The organism is Enterobacter sp. MGH119 (assembly GCF_001037675.1).
GTDB classification, from domain to species: domain Bacteria; phylum Pseudomonadota; class Gammaproteobacteria; order Enterobacterales; family Enterobacteriaceae; genus Enterobacter; species Enterobacter hormaechei_C.
The window spans coordinates 124,158-137,479 of record NZ_KQ089932.1 but is presented as its reverse complement, the minus strand read 5'-3'; the positions used below and the strand labels follow the sequence as shown (position 1 = coordinate 137,479).

Here is a 13,322-nt window from a genome sequence, read left to right as displayed (position 1 = left end):
TGAGAAAATTAAAATGGATATTGTACTTTTCCCTGGTCAGAACGCCCGCGCATGGGCTGAAACAATGATAAATCTTGAAGCCCGCAAGCTCATCAATACTGCGAATATTGTCGGAGGGCAACATCTCAGCGACGGACTCGCACGGATTAAATTTATGGATGATATTCGGCAGTTTGTGATGCAACAATTTAGTGCTACCCGGGCAGCCAGAAGTGATGAGGAGTGCATGGAATGCCTGAAAAACATCCGGGCTGAGAACGAAAGTCTTCTTGAGCAAAGCAGAATGCTTCGCTCCCGTACAGCTCAGCTTTTTGCTCAGATTGAACTGGTTAAAGAAAATAACAAAGTCGTCGGTTACGTTATCTCATCGATTAAGGTTGTGCTTTCAGGGTTACAGATTGTTGCAGGTGTTGGTGCAATGATGACAATGAATCCAGTGGGTGCGCTTGCAGGAGCGATTCTGGTTATGGATGGTGCAAATGCCATTTCAAAAGAAATTAACAGAACGCTTCAACATCAACCAAACTCCGAAGGTATGCTGGCAGATGGCGTCATGGATATCGCTCAGTTTATGGGATTTAAACGTGAATCAGCACTTGGGGTATTCAATAGCGTAAGCCTGGCAGCAAGCGTCTATACGGTATTTGGCGCCATCCGGAAACCCGAATCATGGCGTCTGTTTCGTTATCTCCCGCTGGATTTCTACCGCAAAGTCGACGGAATGAATCGCGCAGCGCTCACTATGAAAATTGTCGGCTGGGGTGTCTCTGCAAAAGTCTCGTTTGATTTAATTTCTAATGCGTCTGGACAGAACTAATGTATTTCTTTCTGAAGCGCCAGGCTTTGTAGGTAATGATCGGGGGTTGAAAAAACCAGGCAATAATCAATACGATGAAAAGAGAAATGCCACCGGAAACAATATTATAATGTTCAGCGAAAAAAAGAAGCGCCAGGAAAATCAGGGCCACAGTCGCAGTAATACACAGAACCATGATAAATCGCTTACCTAACTCAAGCACTACCTCGAGCAGGGATGAACCATAACGGCTAATGTTTCGGTTCAGATACGCTAATTCTTTTACGGTGAAACCTGATTCAAGTAACTGCGTTTCAATATTGTTCATGCCACTACCTTTTCTTCTGGAAAGTAACGTGGATTATCTTAACCGGAAGAGAAGTGCTTGTAACCCGTCTGATGCATATCCATTGCCGCCAGCTTTAAAGGCAAAGAAGCCGCCCACGTCTTTTTATTCCATCGCGCCAGCATTATTTTTCGCTGCATACGGCTTAACGCGAAACGTCTTACGCCACTCCGCCGGACTGACACCAAAGCGCGCCTTAAACTGCTGCCGATACGTCACCGCTGATAAAAACCCCACCTGCTCAGCGACGCTTTCGATTGGCAGACTGCCGGACTCCAGCAGGATCTGGCTGCGCCGCAGGCGCTCGGCGGTAAGCCAGTCGGCAACGCTCATGCCCGTCGCCTTGATAAAATGGCGGGTCAGCGTGCGTCGGCTCATCGACACCACGTCCGCCAGCGAATCCAGGTTATGCGGTTCGGAAATGTGCTGCTGAAGGTAGTCAATGAGACAGTTAATCCGCCCGTCGCGGGTATCTTTCGGCACAGGTTGCGCAATAAACTGCGCCTGCCCGCCCTCGCGGTGCGGCGGGACGATCATCCGGCGGGCAATCTGATTGGCGACAACGCTGCCAAAGCGCTGGCGGATGATATACAAACAGCAGTCGAGCGCGGCGGCGGTACCTGCCGAGGTGATCACATTGCCGTCGTCCACGTAGAGCGCGTTGATGTCCAGTCGAACGTCCGGAAACAGCGTCTGAAACTGGTGTTCAAACTCCCAGTGGGTGGCGGCCCGTTTGCCGCTGAGTATGCCCGCATAGCCCAGTACAAACGAGCCCAGACACAGCCCAACAATTTCCGCCCCGTTGTCTCTGGCCTGAACCAGGCTGTCGAGCAGCGTCTGAGGCGGGCGCTCCAGCACGTGCTGCCAGTAGGGTACAACCACAATTTCAGCCGATGCGATTGCAGAAAAATCCTGCGTCGCATGCAGGGCAAAACCGTCTTTCGAGGTCAGGAATCCCGGTTTTTCAGCGCAGATCGTAACGTTAAAGCGCTTTTCCCCGGATACCGTATCGCCAAACAGAATGCAGGGGACGGAGTAGTGGAACGGGCTAAACCCGTCCACCGCGACAATAGCAACGTTAACAAGCGGCATCTGTCTCTCCTTTCCCCTTTAACACTCAGAATATAACGGTTTCGCCGTCCTGAGGAATGCTCACCGCGTCACTTATCTCGTTGGCGTCAACATACTCGCGCAGCGCGCGGCGGGTCAGCAGGCAGTGGTTGATAGCTTCCATATGGGTCGCCACGATTTTCGCCTGCGGCAGCAGGAAATGCACGTTAAGCAGATCTTCTTCCCCCATGATAATCGGCCCAAACCCAATGACATGAGCGTAACCGGCGTTGAGCACGACGATATCCGGCTGGTGCTTTTGCAGATCGGCCGCCACCGCATCGCGCCAGATGGTATCCCCTGCGATATAAAGCGTCTTCTCATCGGGATGACGGAACACCACGCCGCAGGCTTCCCCCAGAAACTCTGCCAGCTCCGGCACGGCGTAAGCGCGGTCAGTACCGTGCTGGCCGCCGTGGGTTTTCACTATCCGGATATCGCCGTATGTTGTTTCCCCGGTCATGATCGTCAGGTTGGTAAATCCCTGGCTGCGCAGCAGCGCGGCATCGCTATCATTTTGCACGTAGATCGGCTTGCCTTTGGCGATCAGCTCAACGGCGTACTGATCCCAGTGATCGGCATGGGTATGGGTGACGATCACCGCGTCAGCATCCAGAAGCGTTTGAACGTCAACGGGAAGCTCGACCATCGGGTTGCGAATATCAGCCCGCGCCGTGCCGGGAAAACCCGGATAAGTGCCTTTTGGCGCCAGCATTGGGTCGATTAAAAAGCGTTTTCCCGCGTAAGTGATCAGTTGGGTGGCATTGCGAATTTGCGTAATGTTCATGGGCTATCCTCCGGTTGGTATGAGAAGGAGAATAGCCCCAGGGTGCCGTTAAGAATGTGGGCCAAAGGGCGATGATCGATGAAATCGGGTCAATCGATAAACCGCTTGCGCACCCTTTCCAGCGGGGCAATCAGCAGATTGATAAGCGGCTTACGATCGATAACGATATCGGCGTTCACCGTCATCCCGCCCATCAGCATGCGCTTTTTCTTGTCCGGGTCGGTAAACCAGGAGGGGACGCGCACTTTAGCCAGGTAGTAGTTCTGCCCTTCCTGGAGCGGGATCAGCGCCGAATGGGCATCAATGTTTACCTCATAGAAATCGGACAGCGTCGCCTCCACCGAACCGTATTTGTCCACGGGCCAGGAGTCGAAGCGCAGCTTAACCTTATCGCCTTTCGCCACGCGCCCCACCCCCGTTGCCGGAACATACAGGTACCCCTCCATCGTCGCCGCGGTATTTTTACGGATCACCACCACCACCTCGCTATTTTGCGTAATGGCCCGGCCAGGCGGGAAGTTAATCGCCACCACGTAACCATCGGAAGGGGCCAGCATCGCCATGGTGGAACTTCCCCGGCTGGACAGGTTGCGATCGATTTCGCTGATGCGGTTTTTCACATACAGCTGCTCTTCGCTCAGAGAGTCAATTTGCGACTGGGTGCTGTCGGTCAGGCTGGTTTTGCGTGCCTCAAGCTCAAGAATAGTGCTCTCCTCCAGCGTCAGGTTGAGCTGCGCATTGAGCACATCATTGTGGCTTTTATCGAGATCCACTCTGGAGACATAGCCCTTCCCGGAGACGGATTTCCACGCCTCGTAGGTGTCGGTGCTGTTTTTTAACAGCGCGCGCAGCTTCTTCACCTTATCGCGGGAAACGGCGATCTGCTTGTCGGTGAGAGCCAGCTGCTGCGCCAGATTTTTGCGATACGACGCAATCGAGTCCTCAATGGCCTGAATGCGCTGCTCGCTGCGCTTCTTCTCCGCTTCCATCTGCTGGCGGTCAAACTGCACCACCGAGCCCTGCTTGCCGCCATAGTCCTGCGACACGGTGAACAGCGGATCGTTTTCCTTCACGTACTGGCCGGGCCGGACGGCAAAATCAACAAGGGTTCCGGACTCTCTGGCGCGCACCTCCACATCGCCCTGCGCCGGGATCAGCACCCCGCGTGCCAGCGTGGTTTCCGAAAAATTAAAGACAATCGCAAAGACCAGCAGGCAGAGAAAAAAGGCGATGAACAAGGTCAGCACGGCTTTCAGCCGTGGCGCGTTGATGTGATAGCTTTTTGAGAAGTGATGCGGGATCAGCGCCCGCCGCTGTCCGCTTCGGTTTTTTAATTTCACGATATGTCATCCATGATAAATCACTGAAAGATCATCCCATGCACTCCAGAGCGTGGGGGTTTTGCGCAGCGCGTTCAGCGTGTCGGCGGCGGCCTGACGGTAATCCTCCGGCGCATACGCCTGACTCTCCAGCCCAAACTCCGCCGCGTGCAGCGAACAGATCGGCAGCAGCGTTCGGACGCTGTAGCCATAGCGCGATAAAAACCGCGTTGAGACGTCCGTTAACCACGCCTTTTGATCCCCTGCCTGGGTGGAGAACAGCGGCGCATCCGGCAGGCGTTCGTCCATCAGCAGCACCGTCACCAGGCGGTGAGGGGCGAAAAACGAGCTGGCGCGTCGGCCTTCGTGCGCGGCCATCAGCTTATGCAGCGCAGGGTGACGGGTAATAAACTGAAAGCGCACATCGGCTGGCGCGGTGGCGAGCAGCGCATCCACGATCAGACCAAAGCCCGCCCAGCGCATGCCCAGTAGCAGGGTGCGAGATGAACTGTAAAATGCCTGCTCCCGCGTCCACTGCGCCACGTACCCGTGCAGATCAAAACTAACGTTGCGCGCCCAAAGCGCGGGCGGGAAGATCTGCTCCACGAAGTTAAACCCGCTCAGCTCATGCGCATTCTGATGCAGAAAATCAGCCGGAACATCGGCCTCCGGGCAACGCATAAACTGGCTGTAGTTTTGCGTGATCCGGTTTGCCAGCAGCGTGCGCCCGGCCTGGCGCGCGCAGAGTCGCGCATAGAGACGCGGCAAAAGCATCATTGCTCACTCTCCCGCAGGGTGCCGTTTTCCATGGTATAGAGACGCCCCTGACAGTCCACCACGTCCGGCGAGTGGGTGACAAACACCAGGCCAATCCCCAGGCTACGCAGGTTCGCCAGCACTTTCTGCGCGGTCGTTTTATCCAGATTCGCCGTCACTTCGTCACAGAGCAGAAGCTTAGGCTGGCTGTACAGGGCGCGCGCCAGAACCAGACGCTGCATCTCCCCGGCAGAGAAAAAGGTGTTCCCCGGCAGCATCTCCGTTTCGTAGCCGTGCGGCAGCCGGGCGACGACGTGATCCACCTCCGCCAGCCGACACGCGGCAATGACCTGCTCTTTATCCGGTGCGCTGTCAAAGCAGGCGATGTTGTCCAGAATCGAGCCGGTGAAGAGAATATCGTCCGCATGGACGATGCGGATGTGCTGACGCAGCGAGGAAAGATCGCACTCCTCAATGGGGATCTTATTGATCCGCAGCGTGCCAGACGATGCCAGCAGCATGCCGGAGATCAGACGCAGCAGCGTGGTTTTTCCCGACCCGCTCTGGCCCACAATCACCGCCTCTTCGCCCTGCTTCAGGGTCATGTTGATATGCTGTAGCGTGGCCTCCCGGCCAGGATAGGCAAATGAGACATCCTCAAATTGCAGACAGACCGGCGAGGTGACAATCCGCTTCCCAAACTGGCTGGTTTCAGAGGGAGCAAACAGCAGGTCGCCCACGCGATCCAGCGGCCCCTTGAGGGCATTTTTGTCCAGCAGCTTCTGCGCCACCTGCACCATGGCATCGGAAAAATAGCGCTTATAGCTGATATAGGCGTAAAGCATCCCGATGCTCATCTGCCCTTCCAGGATCAGCCACGCGCCAAAGCAGACCACCAGCAGCTGCTCGGCATTGATCACCAGCAGCGAAGCCACGTCAAAGCGGGCCAGTAGCCGCTCTTTACGCATCAGCCCGGCGATGTGTTCGCGCTGGGATTTGTCCATCACCGCATCCCGGGCCTGCTCCATGTTGTTCGCTTTGAGCGTTATGATCCCTTTCTGCGTCTCCACTAGCAGGGACTCATACTGGGCGGTGCGCTCGATGGAGCCATCCACCGCGCGTTGATAGGGGCCGATCAGCGAAAAGCGGATCAGGAAAAACACGCCCATCAGCAGCATTGTCAGCAGCGCAATTTTGACGTTATACAGCAGCATAAACAGCAGGCTGGTGACGGCGATCAGGCTGGAAAAGAGAATTTGCACGTAACCATTGCTGATGAACTCCGCGCAGGCGTGGAGCGATTTCTCAATAGCCAGCACGATGCCCGGCGGGCGCGAGCGGAACCAGCTGGTCTGGGTGCGCAGCATGTAGTGGCGCACGGACTGGCTTAAATCGTCATAGGCAATGTTACGCATCAGGATCTCAAGCAGCTGCTTGAGGAATTTACCGATGACTTCAAAGATAAAGACGATAGCGAAGATCGCGGTGAGCAGGATCACCAGATCGCTGTCGCTGCGGGAAATGGCCTCATCCATAATCAGCTGCACGTAGGTGGGGCTTGCCAGCATGGTGATGAGAGTAAAAATACAGAGCACAAACAGCAGCAGCTGGCGCTGGAACAGGCTCGGAGATTTATTGGCTAAACGGCCAAGCGTGAGCGTTTCATCCGGGGATTTCTTTTCGAAGCACGGCGTGGGCTTAAGCTCAAGCACATACCCGGAAAAGAGTTTTTCCGCCTCTTTCAGACGGTAACGACGCACGCCGCTGGCCGGGTCGTGAACGGTCACGCTGCGGCTGTCGATCTTCACGATGACCACGAAATGGTTGCCGCGCCAGAAGGCGATGAGCGGCAGCTCAGACGTTTCTATTTCAGTGATTTCGCCTTTAAGCACCCGGCCAGACATATTTTTATCGCTGGCAAGGGTCATCAATTCCGCCATTGAGGTTCCCGCATCGGCGGAAACGGAAATCTCCCGGCGCAGCTGGCTGACGGAGACATGGTGGTCGTAGTGCCCCAACACCATCGCCAGGCAGGCCAGTCCACATTCGGTAAATTCATGCTGGCGAATAACAGGGGTCTTACCCTGTTTTTTATACTGAAAGAGCGAAAACATAATGATCCGTGGCTGAAATAAAAAAATGGCCCGGCAATGCGGGCCATGCGTACAACGTGCTTCTCGCTTAGGCGCTGAAGAAACCGCCGATGAAGCCGCCCACCAGGCCGAATACGCCGCCGATGGTGCCGCCCAGCGCGCCTAACATCTGGCTGCCCGCGTTATAGCCCGCGCTTGCGCCCTGAATAGCGGCAGCAAACGGATCCCAACCACCGATGATGGCCTGTGCTTTTTTGAAATCGATAACTTGCATGATACTTTTCCTGTTAACGTGAATTAGTTGTAGCTACCAACCAGCGCGCCCAGGAAGCCCATTGCGCCACCCAGAACTCCGCCAACCACACCGCCAACCATGCCCATGATGCTGGCGCCAGTGTCGTAACCCAGCTGTGCACCTTTAACCAGACCAGCGAACGGGTTTAACGCGCCGCCAATAATGTCTTTCGCTTCTACGAATGAAATCGCTTTCATTTTTATCTCCTGTAGTGATGGATCTTTAGCATGATGCTAAAGGCTAATTTCCTTTTATGAAGGAAAGCGGTTGCTACGGGCAGGTGGTCAGCGGAATGATTTTATTGCCATAAATAATCATCCGCCTTGCAGCCTGCCCGGCATTATCTATTTCCAGCCGTTGCCCCGGTGGAATATATTTTGAATTGTTGTATTGCGTACTGCACCCGACCGAGGAAACATATTTAAAATAGGTATTCCCGGTATTACTCACCACCCCGTTGCTAAACGCATAATCAAAATGTCGTGTCCATGGTCGGACAATCAAAATAGCCTCAAGCGAGACCACCACATCCGACTGGATGCGCTGGCCTTTGCGCGTGATAACCTTTGCCTGGAGCGGCGTCTCGGTGAATTTTACGCGATAGTATCGCTCTTTGTTGTCATGCGGGCCGGTATAATAAAATTTAAAACCCGCGCGTTCACCGCTCCCCAGCGTTAATTGCTTAGGCGAATATATGACTTCGCCGTCTTTTATTTCGGTTTCTTTTCCCTTCTCTTTAGGAACGTCTACCTGAATAAGCGACACGGTATAATTCTGACGCTCGCTGGTATCGTTTTTTATCGGCTGAAAAACAACTTCTCTTTCGGGAAGAAAATCAATATTCAGACTTTCGATAATTAAAGCATTTGCCCCTGTGGAAATGAAGCAATTTATTGCAAAAATAGCCAGGAATTTTCCAGTCATGGTTGATTAATTCCAGGATGCGCTAACATCTATTCTTCCCTGCGCGGTCACTTCACCAAACCAGCTATTTCCGTCATAGGTGGTTTTCGATACCGGATTATCCATAACGAACTGGAGGATCAGCGGTGTTTTCCAGAGCCACATATCGGTCACGCCGGAACTCATTTTGTCCCACTCTTCCGCATGGGTGGCCGGCGCCGGGATCGACAGTACTTCGCCTTTACAGTTGTGCGCCATCAGCGTCTGGCTTTTCCCCACCAGCACGTTGCCCGGAATGGGAACCGTAAAGCCGTTGCCGCTAAAGGCGCAGTAGTCCACCCCATTCAGGCTTTGGGTAGGCCCGGTGACTTTTACCGTGACCGCAATCGCCGCATCTTTTTGCGCCCCGCTGTAGGTGATGGTGTAGGGGATCTCAATGGGCGCTTCGCCGATAATGCCTTTCCCTGAGCCGCCCAGACCGTCAGGATCGAGGGTGTAATCCGGGTTGTCTGGCACAATTTCCAGCCCGGGTTCGATCGGGTTAATCACCAGGCCGCCCCCTGGCTGGAAGCAGAAATCCGCCGCCAGCGAGCTGTTGCCGGGCGTCAGACACAGGCTGACGATATTGCCAATGTTGCTGCCGTCCCCCGCCTGCGCCACGCTCAGAATTAACGCTTTCGGCAAAAAGATTTTAAGGTACGCTTTGCCGCCGTTTTTCTGCGGCGCTGCAAGGAAGGTGTTCGCCAGGACACGCGTATCGCTCAGGATACCGCCGGAGATACTGTACCAGGTGTTTTCATCGAAGGTCAGCTCGGCGGCAAGCCCGGTGCCGCCGCTCATGTGCGATTGCAGCACGCTGTTGACGCGGGAAGAGGTGAGCGCCAGCCCTCCGTTGTAACCGGAGATATCTTCCCCAACAAATGTGTATTCGAGCAGGTCGCACAGGACGCCAGAGACCGTGTTACGGGTGTACTTGGTGCAGGTGGCCCCCGTTGATCCATCGACAATCGTCACCTCGCCGCTGATCGGGTCAATACCCAGGTTAAGCGCTCTGGAGTTGGTCATGGTCAGCGTGCCCACCTTGTGAAGCGTATTGGTGGTGGTCACTTTGTTGATGGAGCTGATTTGCGGCGTGGAGGTGATGGTCACTTCATCCCCTGGCGCGGCGTTGAGCAAATAGTTAAAGAACGGATCGCCCAGTACCCAGCGCCCGTATGACGTGCCGGGCTCCATCACCGGCGGCTTAACTACCATCGACGTGTCGGTATAGCTGGTCGTCGGGGTGTACCCCGTGTTGCCGCAGGACGAGGAACACGCCGTCCCTTTAAAGAACGGAGAAGCGCTGGAACCGGTCACCGAAAAGTCGATAGTTAACGCGCTGCCTGCCGGGCCGTTGAAGCTGTTGTCCGGGATGTAAGTGGCGATACCGTTATTCGTTTTCGCACTCAGGGTCGGCCACTCGCGCGAACCGTGTAAAAACGCGGTCGACGTGCTGTTCAGACTAAACAGCCCTGCGCTGTTTCCCGTACCGTTATTGTCCGGGTTATTAATGGCGAAATAGGGCAGCTCCTGCGCCTGGGCCGCCGCGCTCATCAGCAGTAAATTAAGAGCGAATATCTTTTTCATCGTCACGTTCCTGCGTTCCTTTTGCTTCCTGCCAGACGAAATCGCCTTTGTCGCAGGAGATGTCCCCAAGCCACAGCGCACCGCGGTTAGACTCGATGTCCAGGCGCACTTCGCAGACGCTGTCGTCCGGCGTGGCGATACTCAGGACAGGGTTGTTCTTATCAACGTCGATCACGAAGCGTCCGTCGTTTTCCGTCCGGGTCAGCCCGACGTGGTTTTTGATCTGCATGGCGCCAATCGGGGCCCCGTTTGCATCCACAAGACGACCAAACAGAGTGACGATTTTCTTCACCTGCGGCTTCATCACCACGGTATTGCCCGGATAAACCGTGATATGGCGACGCGCATTCGCGCCAATCTCATAGCTTTCCGTACCGGTTTCACTGTTCATCACTTCCAGGTCATAAGCCTGGTATGCCGGCAGCGACAGCCAGGTCTTATCCCCTTTGATGCGTTCTGCCCGGCCGTTAAGCTTCAGGGTCAGCGCTTCATCAGATTTGAGACCGGTACTGACAATCACCCCTGCGCTTTCGGTGCCTTTCCCGGCGGCGATGGCCTCTTTGGACCAGCCCACGCTGCCGTCACTGGTCAGCGTGGAGTTCCAGCCTTTACTCATGCCGCTCTGGACGCTGAGGATGTTGCTGTTCCACGGCGTGTCGAAGTTCACGCTGCCGCCGCCGCTTACGCTGCGATCCTGGCGGCTGTTAAAGGCTTTTGAGACGTTGGCAGTAGCCGATTTCAGGTAATCGCCTTCAAACTGGCGGCTGGCGCTGACGTTCAGCGCCGTGCCGGTATCGCGATTGTGGGAAACGCCAACCGACACGGTATTGCCGAGCGGTATAGCGAAATCGAGCATCACGTAACGATCTTTCTCTTCGTAATACCCGTCGTATTTGTTGCGCGACATTCCCACCCGCAGGCGCGCCGTACCGTAGCGACCGGCGTATAACCCCTGGGAGTAGTCCAGCTGATAGCGTTTATAGCGATAGAGGTCGTCCTCCTGGCGCATCAGGCTCAGGTTGCCCGCCGAGGGCAGACCGAACGACGGCAGGCTAAAGGAGGCGCCCCAGGTATTGCCCTTGCTCTCATAGATATCCAGGAACTTGCCACTGGAGAGCTGTTCATGGGAGTACCACACCGAGCCGATCTGCCACGGCAGGCTGAGATTCGCCCCATAGTTGGCGCGATAGGTTCCGTCGGAGGCGGCCATGGTCTGGGTATTCACCGAGAAATAGCCCGTCAGGTTCAGGGAGGCCCACAGCTCGCTGACGATGTGTTCCCGCAACATGTAGGTGGAGGCGTTCCAGTCGACCATCCCGCTGCGCTTGCTGAACGAGGCTCCCACCAGCGACATGGTGTCTTTATGTTTGGTGTCGTAATCGTAGTAGTAGGTGTTGTCCTGCTCGTTTTTGCGTTTCGCGTATTTTTTATAATTGACGACGGATTTATCGCGGCTATACATCCCGCCCCACATCTGCCAGCGCAGCGTTTCCGACACGTTGCTGGAGAACGGCTTATTTACGGTGTACATGTTACGCGACACGGTGCGGCTTCCGCTCACCACCTCAACTTCGATGCTGTAGATCCCGTAGGGCAGGCTGCTGGTGTCAATTTCATGGTTGCCGACGTCAAAGCGCTGAATGCCGATAAGCTGCCCGTCACGACGAATACGGGCCTCGCCCGCCGTGGGGAAATAGACCACCACCGGCGTCAGAGAGAGCGTGTTATCGCGTTTGCGGGAGTTGGCCTGGTTGCCCATGGAAACGCCGTAGACTTCACCGCCGGAAATCCCGCTGACGCTCGCCAGAGACTGCATCGCCCAGCCGTTCAGCATGCCTGCGGCGTAGCGCATCCCCTGATAGTCGCGCTCCCACATAACCGCATTCATCTGGGTATCGCTGCTGCTCTCGTTGACGTAGCCAGAGCCGTCGATCAGCACATGATCGACGCCCATTGAGATCCAGTTTCTCGCGTTCAGATAGCCCGACGACCAGCTGTCACCGTAGCCGCTCTCGGTGTGATACGCCCCGAGGTTGTAGGAGAACGTGCCGCTCAGGTCGTCAGACTCCGGCGCATCAATGTCCACCTCACGCGGGCGAATATTCACCCCGTAGTCGCTCTGCGACAGATTCAGCAACAGGCGCATTTTTTTCTGATCCAGCTCGAACGCGGACCCCGTACTTACCGGAATGCGCATCTGGTCATCAAACTGCTTATCGTTAATGCTCTGCAATAACGTTCTCATCTCTTTTGACAGACGAATGCCGTTATCAGACTCCTGGACCTGAACGTCCCTCAGCCCCAGCTTCAGATCTTTTGCAAAGAGCGTCACGTCACCGATACGAACATATTCACTCGCCGTGCCTTCGTGGTTCCCTTGTTGTGCTGAGTGTGGACGCGTATTCACCAGATAGACGGGAATTTTGATCCCCTGCTCCAGCAGTGCATAAAGCGAGTCGGGAAAACGGTAATTAGCGATAACCACGGAGCTTGAGGCTGCATGCGCAAGCGCGGGCAGCGTGCCGGATGCGCAAGCCATCATCACCGGCAACACTAATTTATTTTTCACCATGCATCCTTACTTAACAGGAATGAACTGTTTCAGGTCCCATATTCCGAGATGAAAATGGTTATCCGTAACGTTGATATCCTCGATAGCGCGCGAGGTCGCTGGCATCAGGTAGAAGTTTTTGCTACACGGCGTGCCGGGGGATTCCGGATTCGGCTTCAGGCAGGTCCCGGTCGCATTGACGCGAAACGAGGTGTTCCCTTTATTGGTTATTTTTCCCGCCACATAGACGAAATCAATCTTCTTATCCCGGGGCTGAACCACCAGAATGGTGCTCACCACCGCGCGCGTCATCCCGGTGCCGTTTTTTGGCGAACCGCTGTCCACCTCTTCGCTTACCCCTTCATCCGTGAAGGTAATGCGGTAGTAACGCTCTTTGTTATCGGCGTTCCCGTGATAGTAAAATTTGACGATATTGCTGGTACCGGCGGGCATCACCATGCGCGTGGGCGTCAGCAACAGTTCGTCCACTTTCTCCGGATTGATGACGATCCCTTCATCCATTGGGCTGCTGATCCGCTGTGCGCGAACAGAAACAATGCGCACGCTGTCTGCTTCGTTTTTTATTTCCTTGGCGGTGGAGTCAGCATCCGCAGAAATAATGGTGGTGACTTTTCCCACATTAATGGCCAGCGCGGAGGAAGAGATAAATAATAAAAATAAGAAGGCGGATTTGAGGTTAAACATGCTATTTCCCTAAACAGGGGCTTGCGCCCCTGGAT

At 55.0% G+C, this 13,322-nt stretch carries 13 protein-coding genes; 1 reads left to right on the top strand and 12 read right to left on the bottom strand.

Annotated elements, in window-relative coordinates; genetic code table 11:
- The first annotated feature begins 13 nt into the window (after positions 1-13).
- On the top strand, positions 14-817 hold the full coding sequence (locus SK53_RS17580) for a DUF4225 domain-containing protein (RefSeq protein WP_022646593.1): 804 nt from the start codon (positions 14-16) through the stop codon (positions 815-817).
- On the opposite strand, the gene SK53_RS17575 is transcribed toward SK53_RS17580, so the two are convergent.
- From SK53_RS17575 to SK53_RS17520, 12 genes are all read right to left on the bottom strand, one after another.
- Positions 795-1,124 (bottom strand): hypothetical protein, encoded by a 330-nt coding sequence (locus SK53_RS17575; protein ID WP_023315117.1) that lies wholly within the window; start codon positions 1,122-1,124, stop codon positions 795-797. The two genes, SK53_RS17580 and SK53_RS17575, sit on opposite strands and share 23 nt — an antisense overlap.
- A 123-nt stretch (positions 1,125-1,247) precedes the next feature.
- Positions 1,248-2,234, bottom strand: coding sequence for a GlxA family transcriptional regulator (locus SK53_RS17570; protein WP_022650122.1), 987 nt, complete (start codon positions 2,232-2,234; stop codon positions 1,248-1,250).
- A 25-nt stretch (positions 2,235-2,259) separates the two neighbouring features.
- A complete protein-coding gene (locus SK53_RS17565) occupies positions 2,260-3,039 on the bottom strand; it encodes an MBL fold metallo-hydrolase (protein WP_022650121.1) in 780 nt (259 codons plus the stop codon).
- 89 nt (positions 3,040-3,128) lie between these two features.
- A complete protein-coding gene (locus tag SK53_RS17560; protein WP_022650120.1) occupies positions 3,129-4,379 on the bottom strand; it encodes an HlyD family secretion protein in 1,251 nt (416 codons plus the stop codon).
- A 6-nt stretch (positions 4,380-4,385) separates the two neighbouring features.
- Positions 4,386-5,135: a hypothetical protein gene (locus SK53_RS17555; protein ID WP_003860969.1), complete on the bottom strand. Its 750-nt coding sequence runs from the start codon at positions 5,133-5,135 to the stop codon at positions 4,386-4,388.
- Positions 5,132-7,228 (bottom strand): peptidase domain-containing ABC transporter, encoded by a 2,097-nt coding sequence (locus SK53_RS17550; RefSeq protein WP_048209844.1) that lies wholly within the window; start codon positions 7,226-7,228, stop codon positions 5,132-5,134. The genes SK53_RS17555 and SK53_RS17550 overlap by 4 nt, the downstream gene beginning before the upstream one ends.
- A gap of 67 nt (positions 7,229-7,295) precedes the next feature.
- The gene (locus SK53_RS17545) at positions 7,296-7,481 is read right to left on the bottom strand and encodes a hypothetical protein (RefSeq protein ID WP_001196016.1); all 186 of its coding nucleotides are present in this window, start codon (positions 7,479-7,481) and stop codon (positions 7,296-7,298) included.
- 23 nt (positions 7,482-7,504) lie between these two features.
- Positions 7,505-7,699 carry a hypothetical protein gene (locus SK53_RS17540; RefSeq protein WP_022646586.1) on the bottom strand — a complete coding sequence of 65 codons (195 nt, stop codon included), beginning with the start codon at positions 7,697-7,699 and terminating at the stop codon, positions 7,505-7,507.
- A gap of 73 nt (positions 7,700-7,772) precedes the next feature.
- A complete protein-coding gene (locus SK53_RS17535) occupies positions 7,773-8,426 on the bottom strand; it encodes a putative pilus assembly protein (protein WP_048209843.1) in 654 nt (217 codons plus the stop codon).
- Between the two features lie 6 nt (positions 8,427-8,432).
- A complete protein-coding gene (locus SK53_RS17530) occupies positions 8,433-10,031 on the bottom strand; it encodes a hypothetical protein (RefSeq protein ID WP_023315112.1) in 1,599 nt (532 codons plus the stop codon).
- Positions 10,009-12,603, bottom strand: a complete 2,595-nt coding sequence (locus SK53_RS17525; RefSeq protein WP_048209842.1) for a CS1-pili formation C-terminal domain-containing protein — start codon at positions 12,601-12,603, stop codon at positions 10,009-10,011. Before SK53_RS17525 ends, SK53_RS17530 begins: the two co-directional genes overlap by 23 nt.
- Positions 12,604-12,609: 6 nt before the next feature.
- Positions 12,610-13,287: an EcpB family pilus assembly chaperone gene (locus tag SK53_RS17520; RefSeq protein WP_048209841.1), complete on the bottom strand. Its 678-nt coding sequence runs from the start codon at positions 13,285-13,287 to the stop codon at positions 12,610-12,612.
- Positions 13,288-13,322 lie beyond the last annotated feature (35 nt).